This window comes from Xanthobacter aminoxidans (assembly GCF_043193615.1).
GTDB lineage: Bacteria > Pseudomonadota > Alphaproteobacteria > Rhizobiales > Xanthobacteraceae > Xanthobacter > Xanthobacter aminoxidans.
In genome coordinates, this window is record NZ_JBAFUS010000001.1 from 44,312 (window position 1) to 59,793 (window position 15,482).

The window sequence follows — 15,482 nt, forward strand, 5'->3', positions numbered from 1 at the left end:
CGGCGGAGGCGCAGGCCTCGCGCCAGCGAAGTCGCGTCAGCTGCGACCTCAGACCAGCATCGCCATGGGCTTCTCGATGAAGCCCTTGAACGCGCTGAGGAGTTCGGCGCCAAGCGCGCCGTCCATCACCCGGTGGTCGCAGGTCATGGTGACGGTCATCTGGGTGACGATCTTCACCTCGCCGCCCTTCACCACGGCCCGCTGCTCCGAGGCACCCACCGCGAGGATGGAGGACTGCGGCGCGTTGATGATGGCGGTGAAGTTGCGCATCCCCATCATGCCGAGGTTCGACACGGAGGTGGAGCCGCCGGAATATTCCTCCGGCTTCAGCTTCTTGGTGCGGGCGCGGGCGGCCAGATCCCGCATCTCGTTGGAGATGGTGGAAAGGGTCTTCTGCTCGGCCTTCTTTACGATGGGGGCATAGAGGCCGCCGTCGATGGCGACCGCAACGCCCACGTCCGAGTGCTTCATGCGCAGGATGCGATCCTCGGCCCACACGGCATTGGCCGCCGGCACCTTCTGGAGCGCCAGCGCCAGCGCCTTGATGATGAAGTCGTTGACCGAGACGCGGTAGGACGGCTTGCCGTCCTTGTCCTTCGACGCATTGGAATTGACCTGCTCGCGCAGGGCCATGAGGTCGTCGAGGTCGCAATCCACCGTCAGGTAGAAGTGCGGGGTGAGCTGCTCGCTCTCCACCAGACGGCGCGCGATGGTCTTGCGCATGCCGTCGAGCTGCACTTCCTCGTAGGTGCCGGCCTCGAACATGGCCTTCACCTGATCCGCGGTGGGACCTGTGAGAGCAGCCGTCGCCTTGGGCGCGGGAGCCGCAGCCGCAGGGGCCGCAGCAGCCGCAGCCGGGGCGGGCGCCGCGGCCGGCTTCGCGCCGGGCTGTGCACCTTCCAGGTCGCGGGCGACGATGCGGCCATGCGGGCCGGAGCCCGACAGGCTGCCAAGGTCGATGCCCTTGTCCTTGGCGATCCGGCGGGCGAGCGGCGAGGCGAACACACGACCGCCCTGCCCGTTCGACGCCGGGGCCGACGCAGCCGCCACAGGAGCGGGCGCGGCCGCAGGCGCCGGGCTCGCGGCAGGCGCAGCAGCGGCAGGCGCGGGAGCCGCGGCGGGGGCCGGGGCGGCAGCGCCCTTGCCGGCGGCAGCGGTCGCCACGTCCTCACCCTCGCCGGCGAGGATGGCGATGAGCTGGTTCACCGGCACGTCCTGCGCGCCTTCCGGCACCAGGATCTTGGCAAGCACACCCTCGTCGATGGACTCGACTTCCATGGTGGCCTTGTCGGTCTCGATCTCGGCCAGCACGTCGCCGGACTTGACCGTGTCGCCTTCCTTCTTGAGCCACTTGGCGAGGTTGCCCTTCTCCATGGTGGGAGACAGGGCCGGCATCAGGATTTCGATGGGCATCTTCTTGGCCTTTCGAAAAGACAAAAACCCTCAGCGACGCCGGACGAAGGCGAGCATCTGCTGCTGGCGGGGATGGGACCAGTCGCCGATGATCTTCATCTCCCAATTGGGATCGCCGGCGAGCGCCGTGGAAAGCTGTGCCTGGGTATAGTGGTACGGGTCCTTGTCCGGGAACGTCACCACCCCACCCTTGCCCTGCTTTACCTGCTGCCCGAACTTGCCGTCGGGCACGAGGAAGCAGGTCACGAAGAAGATACCTCCGGGCACGAAATGGGGGGCGATCCGGGCGAGGCAGTCGACCAGATACGGCATCGGCAGGTGACTGAAGACTGACTGGGCGATACCCATGTCAAACTGCACACCGAACCCACCGATATCGAAGCTGTCAGACACACTCAGGTTGTCGCGCGGCAGCTTGGCGTCGAGCCCGGCCGGGACGATCTCCTGGGCGTAGCCCGCCTCCAGCAGGTCGCCGCTGAGGTCGATCCCGTAATACCGGTCGGCATCGAGATAAGCGACGAACTTGACCCCGCCGCGCAGGCTGCCGCAGCCGATGTCCACCAGCCGGTGGTGCGGCTTAAGCCCCTGCTTCACAAGGAAATCCCGCTGCAGCCGGCCGACCTCTTCCCAGAGGCCGCCGATGACTTCGCGGTGCTGTCCCTGCTGCACGTGGCGCGCCACGTGATCGAGATCGTAATAGGTGGTCGGAGCGGTCTCCGACCTCTTTCCGGCGGTCATTTGTAGGTCACCGCCTTGACCGCCTCGATCACCTCCGCAACCGACGGCAGCGCCAGCTTTTCGAGGTTCGCGGCATACGGCATCGGCACGTCCTTGCCGGTGACGCGTAGGACCGGAGCGTCAAGGAAATCAAAGGCCTTGTCCATGAGCTGGGCTGCGATCTCGGCGCCGATGCCGGACTGCGGCCAGCCCTCTTCCACCGTGACGCAGCGGCCGGTCTTCTTCACCGAGGCGACGATGGCATCCACGTCCATGGGGCGGATGGTGCGCAGGTCGATGACCTCGGCGTCGATGCCCTGCTTCGCCAGTTCCTCTGCCGCCTTAAGGGCATAGGTCATGCCGATGGAGAAGGAGACGATCGTCACATCCTTGCCCGACCGCGCGATCCGCGCCTTGCCGATGGGCAGGACGTAATCGTCGAGCTTCGGCACCTCGAACGAGTGGCCGTAAAGGATCTCGTTCTCAAGGAAAATGATGGGGTTGGGGTCGCGGATGGCGGCCTTCAGCAGGCCCTTGGCATCGGCGGCCGAATAGGGCGCGATCACCTTCAGGCCGGGCACGTTGGAGTACCAGGCGGTGTAATCCTGGCTGTGCTGGGCGGCGACGCGGGCAGCGGCGCCGTTGGGGCCGCGGAACACGATGGAGCAGTGGACCTGACCGCCGGACATGTAGAGCGTCTTGGCGGCGGAGTTGATGATCTGGTCGATCGCCTGCATGGCGAAGTTGAAGGTCATGAACTCCACGATGGGCTTCAGTCCCGCCATGGCCGCGCCGACGCCGACACCGGCAAAGCCGTGCTCGGTGATCGGAGTATCGATCACGCGGCGGGCGCCGAATTCCTGCAGCAGGCCCTGGGTGATCTTATAGGCACCCTGATACTCAGCCACTTCCTCGCCCATGACGAAGACATCGCCGTCGCGGCGCATCTCCTCGGCCATGGCGTCACGCAGGGCCTCGCGGACCGTCTGGGTCACGAACTCGGTGCCGGCCGGCACTTCCGGATCGGGCTGCACGGTCACCTGCGGCGGAGCCGCGACAGCCGAAGGGGCCGGAGAGACGGGCGCCGCAGCGACCGGAGGCGGTGCGCTCTCGGCGGCCTTGGCGGCGGGAGCGGGGGCGGCGCTCGCGTCCTCGCCTTCGGCCAGGATGGTCGCGATGGGCGTGTTCACCGCCACGTCCTGCGCGCCTTCCGGCACCAGGATCTTGCCGAGGATGCCCTCGTCGACGGCCTCCACCTCCATGGTGGCCTTGTCGGTCTCGATCTCGGCGAGCACGTCGCCGGACTTGACCGTGTCACCTTCCTTTTTCACCCACTTGGTGAGGTTGCCCTTCTCCATGGTGGGAGACAGGGCCGGCATGAGGACTTCGATGGCCATGGCTGTCAGCTCTTGCTCGGCGCGGGAGCGGGGACGGACGGCGTGGCGCCGGCCGGGGCCGCGTGATCGCGCTTGAAGGTGAGGTTGGTGTAGGCGGAGATGGCCGCGATCGCGATGGTCACGGAAACGAAGAAGGCGATGGCCGCCTTGCCGGAGCGCACCCGGTCCGCATCCTCGGCGGCGCCGGAGCGGCCGACTGCGAAGGGCCAGAGCGCCAGCAGAAGGTAGCTCCCGGTGCCGACGGGGCGCCCCGCCGCCCGCTCGGCGGCGAGGGCGGAGCGGCCGCCGCGCACGGCGACGACCCAGGCGCCGATGGCGGCCAGCAGCGCCGCCCCGGCGATCACATGGAAGAGTTCGGCCACGAGCCGGGCCTCAGCGCAGGATGTCCGTGTAGAGCTCGGCGACATCGGGCTCCGGATCGCTGCTGGCGAAGTCGGCAGCCGCGTTGACGATCTCGCGGACGTCGGCATCGATCTTCTTGAGATCGTCTTCGGTCACCTTGTGGCCGTCGAGGAGACGGGTGCGCACCTGCTCGATGGGATCGTGCTCGGTCCGCATCTTCTGCACCTCCTCCTTGGACCGGTACTTTGCCGGGTCCGACATGGAGTGGCCGCGATAGCGGTAGGTCTGCATCTCGAGGATGTAGGGGCCGTTGCCCTCACGGGCGAAGGCGAGGGCCCGTTCGCCAGCAGCCTTCACCGCCTGCACGTCCATGCCATCCACCTGCTCGCCGGGGATGTTGAAGGAGGTGCCGCGCTTGGAGAAGTCCTGCTGGGCGGAGGCGCGGGAGACCGCGGTGCCCATGGCGTACTTGTTGTTCTCGATTACGTACACGACCGGCAGCTTCCACAGCTCGGCCATGTTGAAGCTCTCGTAGACCTGGCCCTGGTTGGCCGCGCCGTCGCCGAAATAGGTGACGGAGACGTTGCCGTTCTCCCGGTAGCGGTCGGCGAAGGCGAGGCCGGTACCCAGCGACACCTGCGCGCCGACGATGCCGTGGCCACCGAAGAACTGCTTCTCGATGCTGAACATGTGCATCGAGCCGCCCTTGCCCTTGGACAGGCCGCCGCGGCGGCCGGTCAGCTCGGCCATGACGCCCCTGGCATCCATGCCGGTGGACAGCATGTGGCCGTGGTCACGGTAGCCGGTGATGACCTGATCGCCCGGTTTCATCGCCATCTGCATGCCGACGACGACGGCTTCCTGGCCGATATAGAGGTGGCAGAAGCCGCCGATGAGGCCCATGCCGTACATCTGGCCGGCCTTCTCCTCGAAGCGGCGGATGAGCAGCATCTCGCGATAGGCTTCGAGGTCCTGATCCTTGGTGAAGGGTACCGGGCCGGACGGCACGGCGGTCCGGGGGGAAGTCTTCTTGGCGGCCATCGGCATCCTCAGGAAGCTCTGGAACTGCGCCTCTCTAACGCACAGCCGAGCCACCTGAAAGCGGGAAATTTTCGATGCTGCAACGCAACACGTTGCAAACTCTTATGGATCAAGGGTTGAACTTGAATATGGTTCAAATGCCTCATGAACCAGTTTATAGTTCATTTGGTGCGAAGCAGCACAAGATCTTTGGTATTTATGAAGTTCAACTGCCGCCGCGCCTCCTCGTCCAGCAGGTCCGGATCGAGCTGGCTGGGGGCGAGAAGGGACACCTTGTTCTCTATCGCCTGCCGCTGCGCCTTGAGGCCGGCGAGCTCGGATTCGAGTGCCTTGGTTTCCTGCTCGTAGTTGCGACGCGCGAGGAGCCCGTGGTCGCCGATATAGGCATGATAGGCGAAGTATCCGATAAGCGCCGCAGCCCCCACGTGGAGAGCGAGCGTCGCAAGGATGGTCTGGAGGCGCGAGCGGCTTTGCATGGGCGCATCCTGCCGATTTTAGGTTTCCGCCCTGTTAAGGCTGGCGTGCCGGAGCGCCGGAGTTGCGCCCGGAGCCGTCCGCGCCTCAACTGGGGGAAGGAAACGCCACACGGGAGCGGACATCGTTGGAGTGGACGGACGAGGGTATCGTGCTTGGGGTCAGGCGGCACGGCGAAGGCAATGCCATCGTCGAGTTGCTGACGCGCCATCGCGGCCGTCATCTCGGCATGGTGCGGGGTGGTGGATCGCGCCGGCTTGCACCCGTCCTCCAGCCCGGCAATTCGGTCAGCGCCACATGGCGTGCCCGACTGGATGAGCACATGGGCAATTATGCTCTGGAGGCCTCAGTCGTCCGCGCCGGGATGCTGATGGAGGCGCCCCATGCGGCCTTCGGGTTCACCCACATGGCGCAATTGCTTCACCTGCTGCCGGAGAGAGATCCCCACGAGGAGCTTTTCCTCACTCTCGGGGCCATTCTCGATGCGTTCAGCGAGGCAGACACGGCCGGTATGCTGGTGGCGCGGTTTGAGCTGGCCATGCTGTCGGAGCTGGGATTCGGATTGGAATTGGAGACGTGCGCGGCAACCGGCCAGCGCGACGATCTCATCTATGTCTCGCCGAAGAGCGGGCGGGCGGTTTGCCGCGAAGCCGGGGCGCCCTACAAGGATCGCCTCTTTCCCCTGCCGCCCTTTCTCCGGACCGGCACACCACCCGCCAGCGAGGACGTAGAATCGGCGCTGGCGATCACCGGCCATTTCCTGCTGGTGCGGGCTTTGGAGCCACGCGGGCTCGGCTTTTCCGAAGCCCGCGCGGCGTTCCTGGCATCGTGGCGGCGAAGCGCCGATCACCAGCGGTAGTAACGGGGCGCCACCCAGACGTTGCGGCAGCGCGTCACCCAATGGGGGCGGCCATTCCACCAGCGGCGCACCTGCCAGCAGCGCCGGACCCAGCGCACATCCTCGACCTTCGCCTGTTCATGGGCGGCGCCGGCAAAACTTCCCGCGCTACCGGCAAGTGATCCGGCCGATGCAGAAGGGGCCGTACCAAGAAGCGCCAACGCAACGACTCCCCCCGCCGCAAGAGTTGCAATCTTCATGGACCTTCTCCTCTTGACGCGAACGTAGAGAAATGTTCGCGGATCGATGCTGAAACGTCGCAGGGGCGGGATTTTGTTCCGGGAGTGACATCTTAAGCGCGTGCTTTGCCGCAGATTATGGCCTTCTCCGGTACATGCGTGCCGTATTACGCAGCAGCACGCCCCAGACTTGACGATCCATTCAGTCTTGCGGCGAGATCGCGGCTTGCGCGGCTGCGGATCGCAGGGGACCGGACGCGGCCGGGCCGGTGGCGCGGGCTTGTCGCGCGCCTGCGCGCGAGGTACTGCGGGGCATGGCCACCCGCACACTTCCGCCCGGCGACGGGAACATCGAGAAAGTTACGCTGAAGGAGGCGCTGGAAGAGCGCTACCTCGCGTACGCCCTCTCGACCATCATGCACCGCGCGCTGCCCGACGCGCGCGACGGACTGAAGCCTGTCCACCGGCGCATCCTCCACGCCATGCGACAGTTGCGGCTGGATCCCGGGCAGGGCTTCAAGAAGTCCGCCCGCGTGGTCGGCGACGTCATCGGCAAGTTCCACCCGCACGGCGACCAGTCGGTCTATGACGCGCTGGTGCGCCTCGCCCAGGACTTCGCCCAGCGGTATCCGCTGGTGGATGGCCAGGGCAATTTCGGCAATGTGGACGGCGATAACGCCGCCGCCATGCGATACACCGAGGCCCGCCTCACCGAGACCGCCCGGCTGCTGCTGGATGGCATCGACGAGGACGCGGTGGATTTCCGCCCGACCTATGACGGGTCGGAGGAAGAGCCGGCAGTCCTGCCCGCCGCCTTCCCGAACCTACTGGCGAACGGCTCGCAAGGCATCGCCGTGGGCATGGCCACCTCCATCCCGCCCCACAATGCGGCGGAGTTGCTGGATGCCGCGCTCCACCTCATCGACCATCCGGACGCGCTCGCGTTCGACCTGCTGAAGTTCGTGCCCGGCCCGGACTTCCCCACCGGCGGCGTGCTGGTGGAGGACCCGGTCGGCGTGGCGGAGGCCTATGCGACCGGCCGCGGCTCGTTCCGGGTCCGCGCGCGCTGGGAGAAGGAGGACACCGGCCGCGGCGGCTATGTGGTGGTGGTGACGGAGATCCCCTACGGCGTCGCCAAATCCCGTCTCGTGGAGAAGATCGCCGAGCTGCTCACCGACAAAAAGCTGCCGCTGCTCGCCGACGTTCGTGACGAGAGCGCCGAGGACATCCGCCTGGTGCTGGAGCCGCGCACCCGCACCGTGGATGCCGAGGTGCTCATGGAGAGCCTCTTCAAGCTCACCGAGCTTGAGGCGCGCATTCCGCTCAACATGAACGTACTGGTCAAGGGCCAGATCCCCAAGGTGCTGTCGCTGGCGGAGGCGCTGCGCGAGTGGCTGGACCACCGCCGCGACGTGCTGCTCCGCCGCTCGCGCTACCGGCTCGACCAGATTGCCCACCGGCTTGAGGTGCTGGGCGGCTACCTCATCGCCTATCTCAACCTCGACGAGGTGATCCGCATCATCCGCGAGGAGGACGAGCCGAAGGTCTCGCTGATGCAGACCTTCGAGCTGACGGACGTTCAGGCGGAAGCCATCCTCAACATGCGGCTGCGCTCCTTGCGCCGCCTGGAAGAGATGGAAATCCGCAAGGAGCACGACGTCCTTTCCAAGGAGCAGGACGGGCTCAACCGCCTCGTCGCCTCCGAGACGGCCCAGTGGAAGGCGATTTCCAAGGAAATCCGCGAGACCCGCAAGACCTACGGCCCCGAGACCGAACTGGGCCGGCGCCGCACCACCTTTGCCGCCGCGCCGACCGTGCACGAGGACGCCTTCACCGAGGCGCTGGTGGAGCGTGAGCCGATCACCGTCGTCGTCTCCGCCAAGGGCTGGATCCGCGCGCTGAAGGGCCATGTGGCTGACGTCTCGAACCTGCAGTTCAAGGGCGACGACAGCCACGGCCACGCCTTCTTCGCGGAGACCACCTCCAAGGTCATGGTGTTCGCCTCCAACGGCCGGTTCTACACGCTGGATGCCTCCAAGCTCCCCGGCGGGCGCGGCCATGGAGAGCCGGTGCGCCTGATGATCGATCTTGAGCAGGAGGCGGAGATCGTCTCCGTCTTCGCCTATCAGGCCGGGCGGAAGCTGCTGGTGGCGTCGAAGCAGGGCCGCGGCTTCGTGGTGCCGGAGGACGATTGCCTCGCCAATACCCGCAAGGGCAAGCAGGTGCTCGTCACCGACCCGCCGGACGCCGCGCTGGCGGTGCGCTTCGTCGATGGCGACTGGGTCGCGGTGATCGGCGAGAACCGCAAGATGCTGGTCTTCCCGCTGAACCAGATTCCCGAGATGTCGCGCGGCCGCGGCGTGCGCCTGCAACGCTACAAGGACGGCGGCCTCAGCGACCTCAAGGTGTTCCCCATGGCCACCGGCCTGACCTGGGAGGACACCTCCGGGCGGACCTGGACGGTCACCGATCTCATCGAGTGGCAGGGCGAGCGCGCTTCGGCGGGCCGCCTGCCGCCCAAGGGGTTCCCCCGCACCAACACGTTCGGCTGAGGCATGGACGCGCCCTCCCCCGAGACCGGGCGCGCACCGGCTCTTGACGAACGGGCGGCGCTCCGGCGCCTCGTCGATCAGGCGCAGTCCATCGTCCGGGCGCGGGAGACCTCGCTCGTCCTCATCGCCGCCGTCATGGGCGTGCTGGCCGGGGTTGCGGCCAGCCTCATGAGCGCCACCACCCAGTGGATGCATGAGGTTCTCTACTGGCTGGCACCGGGCGAGCGACTGTCCTCCTCCCCTGCCCTCGCCTCGCCCTGGCTGATCCTCGTCCCAGCCGTGGGCGGCGCGGCGATGGGCGTGATCGCCCTGGCGCTGAAGCGCTGGCGCAGGCACCCTTTCGTCGACCCCATCGAGGCGAATGCGCTGCATGGCGGGCGCATGTCGCTCACCGACAGCATCATCGTCGCCCTGCAGACCATGGTGTCCAACGGCTTCGGCGCATCGCTGGGGCTTGAGGCCGGCTATTCGCAGATCGGCTCGGGCATCGCTTCCCGGCTGGGGCTGACCTTCAAGCTCCGGCGCAACGATCTGCGCATTCTCGTGGGCGCGGGCGCTGCGGCGGGCATCGGCGCGGCGTTTGATGCGCCGCTGATGGGCGCCTTCTACGGCTTCGAGATCGTCATCGGCTCCTATTCCATCCCCGCGGCGGCTCCGGTGCTCGCCGGGACGGTCTCGGCGGTGATGACGGCGCGGCTGCTCGGCGCCCATGTGGAGCCGCTGCACATGCCCCTCGACCCGAACCTCGGGCCGGTGGACATCCTGCCAATCCTCTTCCTCGGCCTCGCCGCTGCGGCGGTCGCCATCGTCATCATGCGGCTCGTGACGACGGTGGAGACGCTGTTCGGCATGAGCCGCATTCCCGCGCCGCTGCGGCCCATGGTGGCCGGCATAGGCATCGGTGCGCTGGCGCTCTACAGCCCGCAGGTGCTCTCCGATGGCCACGGCGCGCTCCATACCCAGGTGGGCAGCGCGGTGACGGCGTCCGTCGCCATCGTGTTCGGCCTGAAGATCCTCGCCTCCGCCCTCTCCATCGGCTCCGGCTTCCGCGGCGGCCTGTTCTTCGCCTCGCTGTTCCTCGGCGCTCTGATGGGCAAGCTCTATGGCGGGCTGCTGGCCGTCGCCTTCCCGGGCTTCCACCTCGACCCGTCAGTGGCGGCAGTGGTCGGCATGGGCGCGCTGGCGGTGGGCGTCATCGGCGGGCCGCTCACCATGAGCTTCCTCGTGCTGGAGATGACGCGGGACATCTCCCTCTCCGGCTTCGTGATGGCGGCGGCGGTCGTCACCTCCCTGACCGTGCGGGAAACGTTCGGCTACTCCTTCTCCACCTGGCGCCTGCATTTGCGCGGCGAAACCATCCGCGGTGCGCAGGACGTGGGCTGGATGCGCGACCTGACGGTGGCCAAGATGATGCGCACCGACTTCCCCACTTTCCCGCAGGATGGCACCCTGGACGCCCTGCGCGCCCGCTACGCGCTGGGCTCAACCCGCATCGTCGTGCTGGTGGACGCGGCCGGCGGCTATGGCGGGCTGCTGCGCCTGTCCGAGGCCTACGCCAGTCTGGAGCCCGGCGAAACGGCGGTGTCGGGGTTGGCGACCCAACGCGACCACATCTTGCTCCCGGCCATGAACGTCAAGGAAGCCGCCCTCGCCTTCGACGCCGCAAAGGCGGAAGACCTCGCGGTGGTGGACGACCGCGACAACCGCCATCTCCTGGGGCTGTTGGGCGAATCCCACGTCCTGAAGCGCTATGCCGCCGAGCTGGAGCGGGCACGGCGGGGCCTCGGCGCGGAAGACTGACGCGCCAGACCGGCCTCAGGCGGCAAAAGCCTCCAGCCGGGCCACGCGGTTTCGTCCGGCCCTCTTCGCCGTATAGAGGGCGGTATCGCTCCGTGCGATCAACTCCCCCGGCCCGTCGTCCGCCCTCTGGACGGCGATGCCGACGCTGACCGTGATTTCGATGGCCAAACCATGGGTCACGATAGCGTTGGCCGCGACGCCCGCCCGAATGCGCTCGGCCACCAGCTCCGCCCCCGCCGACGGCGTCTCCGGCAGGACGACGACAAATTCCTCCCCGCCATAGCGACAGACGAAATCCCCCGGCCGGCACGCCGCACGCTGGACGCGGTGGGCGACCTCGGCGAGCACGGCGTCGCCCATGGCGTGGCCGTGCGTGTCGTTCACCCGCTTGAAGTGGTCGATATCGATCATCAGCACAGCAAGCTCACGCTGCTCACGCCGGGAGCGCAGCATTTCCACCTCCAGCGTGAGGTCGAGCGCCCGTCGGTTGGGCAGGCCGGTGAGGGAGTCCGTAATGGCCATCCGCTCCAGCTGGCGCTCCATCTCCCGGCTGCGGCGCAGGGAGGTGGAGAGCGCCGCGACGGTCAGCGCCAGCAGCAGCGATATCGTGAGCGTGAGCGCAAGAGTGATGGCTGCTCGCAGATACCACCCGCCGAACTGCTGGCGCGCTGAAACGCCAACGGTCACGGAGAGCGGATACCCCTTGACCAACACAGTCCGCAGGAACCTGCGCTGGCCATCGATCTGTGATGTTTCCACCCTCCAGTCGTCCGGCATCGCTGACGCCTGCCGCTGGAGGACGTCGGGCGTCACCTCATCTCCCGCATTGCCCCGGCCATCGGTAGAGGGGTAGCGCAGGACGACGGTGCCGTCGGTCCGGGTCAGCCGGACGATGCCGCCGGGCGGCAGCTTCACCCGCTCGAACATCTGCTGGAAATAGACGAGGCGAATAGAGGCCACCACGACACCCGCGAATGACCCGTCCGATCCATTTATCCGCCGGCTGATTCCAATGGCACGCTCGGGGCTCGAGAGCCGGGACAGGAAGGGCCGGCTGACGTAGACGCCGGCGTTCGGGTTGTCCCTCTGCACACGAAAGTAGTCCCGATCGGCGAAATTGATGCCGCTCAGGTCCTCTTCGGAATCGTCGAACAGGACATTGCCCTGCGCATCCAGCACGAGCATGACACCGAAATCATTGGCATCGCCCGCACGGCGAAACAGGACGCGTTGCCGCAGCGCCGCAGGAAGCGCCATCAGCGTCGGCTCGCGCAGTGCTTCGGCGAGACCGGTCAGGCTGGATTCAACCAGAAGGAAGTCGCGTTCGATCGCTCCCGCGAGCACAGAGATTGTGTTCGCGGTATAGCGTTCGCCGTCGTGCCAAGTTTCCTGGTAGGAGCGCCACAGAGCAAAGGACTGCATCCCCACGATGGCGAGGATGAGTGCACTCGTGACAAACCGGAGCAGACGGCCGGAGGAGAGGTGTTTGAGAACCTTGTCCATCAGCCTTACCTGGGCCGCATCTATACCATCCCAGCCGCCACGTTATCAGCCAGAATCACCATTTCGCGACTTTTATTCCGCAGCCGGCCTTTCGATGCGGCGTTCCTCCACCTCCGCGGAGCGGACAGGCTCCGCCTCGAGCCAGTGCAGGATGAGCGTGTAGCCCAGCGCCAGCACCACGGGGCCGACGAACAGGCCCAGCACCCCGGAGGACAGGAGCCCGCCGATCGCGCCGATGAAGACCACCAGCATCGGCACGTCCACGCCGCGCCCCAGCATGATGGGACGCAGGACGTGCTCTATGAGCGAGACGCCCGTGCACCAGACGGCGAAGATCACCGCCGGCACCGGATCAAGCAGTGTGAAGGCGTAGATCGCCACCGGCACCAGAACGATGGCCAGCGGCAACTGCACGATGGCGATGATGAGGCAGAGCAGCGCCAACAGGCCCGCGGCCGGAATATCGGCGGCGAGAAAGCCCAGCCCCGCCAGCAGCGACTGGATCAGCGCGACGCCGATGATGCCCTTGCTGACACTGCGAATGGTGCGCACCGCGAGGTCGGCATAGCCCAGCCCCCCGGAGCCGGCGAGGCGGGTGACGACATCGCCCGCAATGCGCTGGCCGCTGGTCGCATTGGCCATCAGAACCGCGGCCACGAAGATGGCGACGATGAATTCCAGTATCCCGAGCAGCACACCGGTCGCCGACCCGAGCATCCATTTGCCGGCCCAGGTGAGTTCGGAGGCGATCGAACTGATCGCCTGATCGAGGTTGGTCGAGGCGAGCATCCAGAAGCTGTAGAGCGGATCGCCCACGAGAAACCAGCCGCGGACAGCCTCCGGCGGCGGCGGCAGGCGCAGCGTGCCATCCGCCATGTGGTGGGCCAGAAGCTTCAGGCTGTTCACGAGGGTGTCGGTCAGCAGCATCGCCGGCAGCACCAGCAAGGTCAGCGCGAGCAGGACGAAAAGCGTGGCGGCCGCCGCCGTCCGGCCTTTGAGGGCCGCGCACAGGCGGAGGAACAGCGGGTGGGAGGCGATGGCGATGATGAGCCCCCACAGGATGGAGGTCAGGAACGGCTGGACGATGGTGAAGCACCAGCCGAACAGCAATGCCAGCGTGCCGAACCTCAGCGCCAGCTGAAGGACGGGCCCGAACGTTTCGCTGCCGTCCCTGGCGGGGGGGCGATCCTGACGCCTGTCGTGGGGTCGTTCCATGATCCTGTCCAGATGGACTCTCCCTGCCACAGAACCCGCTCCAGCCTAGCCTGAGAGAACCCCTTATGCGCCTGGCTTGCAATGGCAGCCAGCCGACATTTGCCCTTGGTGTCGCGGTACGGACGCTACGTCAAGTCGCCTGCCTCTTCCGCATGGCAGGCCAATTGCATCGTGGATTCAGGGCCACGGTCTGCCTGTTCTGGCTGTAGCCCCCGAAGCAACAAGGACAAGGCGAGGACACAGCATGTCCGACCACAAGGTTACGGTCGAGCAACTGCCGAGCGGCAAGTGGGCGTGTTTTCTTCACGTGGAAGGACACGACGAACCCATCAATCTCGGCCGGGAATTCAAGAACGACGAGCAGGCGGAAAACTGGCTCAACGTGTCGGAATCCGTCACTGCGATCGAGATGATGCTGCGGAAGGTCAAGAAGTAGGACCTGCCGACGACGACAAGCCGACGCCGGCTTGGCTCGAAGGCGACAGGGCTGTCGCGGTTCACACAGCCTGTCGGGGCTCGAGCATGCAATCCGCCGGCTTCACTTGGTGCAGCCGGCGGACGCGGAAATGTTCTCGGGCGTGCCCCAGTCGTTCTGGGGCAGGTTCTCGTACGGCGGGCCGAACTCCTGCTTGATCATGGTGAAGGCCGAGGGCAGCCCGGTCTGCTGATCGAAATCGATGATCCAGAAATAGTCGTAGGTGTCGCCCGGCCAGTCGTCCGGCATCTTGATGCCGGCGAGGTCCATGAGATCGAAGAGGGTCGTGGCCTTGGTGGGCACCGGCCTGCCCGGGTGCTTCTCCTGCACCTTCGCCCGCTGCGCCGGCGTCAGCTCGATATCGAGGCGCGGGCGGGCGATGTGGTCGTGTTCCCAGTCCATGATCAGCGTGCCGCCGGCCCATTCGGGCTTGGTGAACACGTCATGCACCGCCTGCCGGTTGCGCTCCGCGAGCTTGTCTTGGCGGATGATCAGCTTGCCGTCCACCATCTCCGGCATCACCGAATAGAAGACGACCGGCTGCTTCCACGAATCGGCGACCGGATAGATGGTTTCCAGCGTGTGCAGCGAGAGCCCGAGGATCGCGGTCGGCACCTCTCCCGGCCGCAGGAGCGACTTCTTGGCGTTCTTGCCGAGGTAATAATCCACCAGGGCGCGGGCGCGTTCCTGGCCGACGCTGCAGAGCTGGAGCGGCCCGCCCTTCTCTCCGTGCCGCAGGAGAATGACCCGCGCCGGAACCGCGGCTGCCGGCAGCGCCGACAGAAGGCTGATGGAAAACACGGCCGCGAGCGCAAGGCCGCCGGCCAAGACCGTCCGTTTGAGGGATTTGATCGTTTGCATCACTGCCTCTCCCAATACGGCGACGCTAGCCGAGTCCACCCGCCTTCGCCATGTGACCGGGTGCCGGACCTTGCGCGCCACGAGCGCCGATCGAGCCCCTTCACACGCCGCCTCGAACATGCTTCAAGGCGGCAGCCGGGAGATTTTGGGGTCCGGCCGATGCGGGGCGCTGCAATGGCAGAGATGAGCTTGGGAACGAATGGGCTGGCGGGCGGCGTGTTGCTCGCGCTCATCGCCATGGCCGGCGTCCAGGCGGTGGCCCAGAGCTCGCAGCAGCGCATCGTGGTGACGCCCCGCGTGATCCAGCTGCCTGTCATCCCCCAGGGCAATTATCTCGACCCCGGCCCCGGGCCCGCCATTCGTCCGGACGTCAAGATCGGCGACGACCGCAACGAAGACTACGTGTTCCCGCCCGACCTCACCGGCGGCTACGGCTCCGGCCCTCCCGGCGACCCGACCAACAACGGTCAGTGGAGCCCGCTGGATGGTGACACCCCGAGCTTCTGAGACGTATCGCGATTTTTGAGACGATGGCCGGGCCTCAACCCGGCCATTTCCGTTTGCGGCACCCGAGCGTTCGTCGGCCGCCGGGTTTGACGACGAGGGACGGCGCCA

At 66.7% G+C, this 15,482-nt stretch carries 15 protein-coding genes; 5 read left to right on the forward strand and 10 right to left on the reverse strand.

Going from position 1 to position 15,482, the window contains the following annotated elements; translation table 11 throughout:
• Nucleotides 1-48: 48 nt before the first annotated feature.
• The 6 genes from V5F74_RS00200 to V5F74_RS00225 all read right to left on the reverse strand — a co-directional run bounded on the left by V5F74_RS00200 (nt 49) and on the right by V5F74_RS00225 (nt 5,386).
• Complete coding sequence (locus tag V5F74_RS00200) at nt 49-1,413, reverse strand: pyruvate dehydrogenase complex dihydrolipoamide acetyltransferase (protein ID WP_029558462.1); 1,365 nt, start codon at nt 1,411-1,413, stop codon at nt 49-51.
• Nucleotides 1,414-1,443: 30 nt separating this feature from the next.
• Nucleotides 1,444-2,151 carry a methyltransferase gene (locus tag V5F74_RS00205; protein ID WP_051679235.1) on the reverse strand — a complete coding sequence of 236 codons (708 nt, stop codon included), beginning with the start codon at nt 2,149-2,151 and terminating at the stop codon, nt 1,444-1,446.
• Nucleotides 2,148-3,527, reverse strand: a complete 1,380-nt coding sequence (locus tag V5F74_RS00210) for a pyruvate dehydrogenase complex E1 component subunit beta (protein WP_029558460.1) — start codon at nt 3,525-3,527, stop codon at nt 2,148-2,150. The genes V5F74_RS00205 and V5F74_RS00210 overlap by 4 nt, the downstream gene beginning before the upstream one ends.
• 5 nt (nt 3,528-3,532) lie before the next feature.
• Complete coding sequence (locus V5F74_RS00215; protein WP_024279101.1) at nt 3,533-3,889, reverse strand: hypothetical protein; 357 nt, start codon at nt 3,887-3,889, stop codon at nt 3,533-3,535.
• A 10-nt stretch (nt 3,890-3,899) separates the two neighbouring features.
• Nucleotides 3,900-4,916 (reverse strand): pyruvate dehydrogenase (acetyl-transferring) E1 component subunit alpha, encoded by a 1,017-nt coding sequence (gene pdhA / locus V5F74_RS00220; protein ID WP_374253950.1) that lies wholly within the window; start codon nt 4,914-4,916, stop codon nt 3,900-3,902.
• Nucleotides 4,917-5,071: 155 nt separating this feature from the next.
• Nucleotides 5,072-5,386, reverse strand: coding sequence for an FtsB family cell division protein (locus V5F74_RS00225; RefSeq protein ID WP_029558459.1), 315 nt, complete (start codon nt 5,384-5,386; stop codon nt 5,072-5,074).
• 125 nt (nt 5,387-5,511) lie between these two features.
• Here V5F74_RS00225 and recO point away from each other — a divergent pair, with 125 nt between their 5' ends.
• Nucleotides 5,512-6,243: a DNA repair protein RecO gene (recO, locus tag V5F74_RS00230; RefSeq protein WP_029558458.1), complete on the forward strand. Its 732-nt coding sequence runs from the start codon at nt 5,512-5,514 to the stop codon at nt 6,241-6,243.
• Here the strand turns inward: recO and V5F74_RS00235 are convergent.
• On the reverse strand, nt 6,231-6,482 hold the full coding sequence (locus V5F74_RS00235) for a hypothetical protein (RefSeq protein WP_156026397.1): 252 nt from the start codon (nt 6,480-6,482) through the stop codon (nt 6,231-6,233). The genes recO and V5F74_RS00235 overlap by 13 nt on opposite strands.
• 293 nt (nt 6,483-6,775) lie before the next feature.
• Between V5F74_RS00235 and parC the strand changes: the two genes are divergently transcribed.
• Both parC and V5F74_RS00245 read left to right on the forward strand, forming a co-directional pair.
• Nucleotides 6,776-9,013, forward strand: coding sequence for a DNA topoisomerase IV subunit A (gene parC / locus V5F74_RS00240; protein ID WP_029558457.1), 2,238 nt, complete (start codon nt 6,776-6,778; stop codon nt 9,011-9,013).
• 3 nt (nt 9,014-9,016) lie between these two features.
• Complete coding sequence (locus V5F74_RS00245) at nt 9,017-10,813, forward strand: chloride channel protein (RefSeq protein WP_038193507.1); 1,797 nt, start codon at nt 9,017-9,019, stop codon at nt 10,811-10,813.
• A 15-nt stretch (nt 10,814-10,828) separates the two neighbouring features.
• Here V5F74_RS00245 and V5F74_RS00250 read toward each other — a convergent pair whose 3' ends face one another.
• A complete protein-coding gene (locus tag V5F74_RS00250; RefSeq protein ID WP_051679234.1) occupies nt 10,829-12,316 on the reverse strand; it encodes a sensor domain-containing diguanylate cyclase in 1,488 nt (495 codons plus the stop codon).
• Between the two features lie 72 nt (nt 12,317-12,388).
• Complete coding sequence (locus V5F74_RS00255) at nt 12,389-13,531, reverse strand: AI-2E family transporter (RefSeq protein WP_051679233.1); 1,143 nt, start codon at nt 13,529-13,531, stop codon at nt 12,389-12,391.
• Nucleotides 13,532-13,775: 244 nt separating this feature from the next.
• Here V5F74_RS00255 and V5F74_RS00260 point away from each other — a divergent pair, with 244 nt between their 5' ends.
• A complete protein-coding gene (locus V5F74_RS00260) occupies nt 13,776-13,967 on the forward strand; it encodes a hypothetical protein (protein ID WP_024279109.1) in 192 nt (63 codons plus the stop codon).
• Nucleotides 13,968-14,069: 102 nt separating this feature from the next.
• Here V5F74_RS00260 and V5F74_RS00265 read toward each other — a convergent pair whose 3' ends face one another.
• A complete protein-coding gene (locus tag V5F74_RS00265; RefSeq protein WP_394005583.1) occupies nt 14,070-14,867 on the reverse strand; it encodes a histidine phosphatase family protein in 798 nt (265 codons plus the stop codon).
• Between the two features lie 174 nt (nt 14,868-15,041).
• On the opposite strand from V5F74_RS00265, the gene V5F74_RS00270 reads away from it, so the two are divergent.
• On the forward strand, nt 15,042-15,374 hold the full coding sequence (locus V5F74_RS00270; protein WP_024279111.1) for a hypothetical protein: 333 nt from the start codon (nt 15,042-15,044) through the stop codon (nt 15,372-15,374).
• Nucleotides 15,375-15,482: the final 108 nt, after the last annotated feature.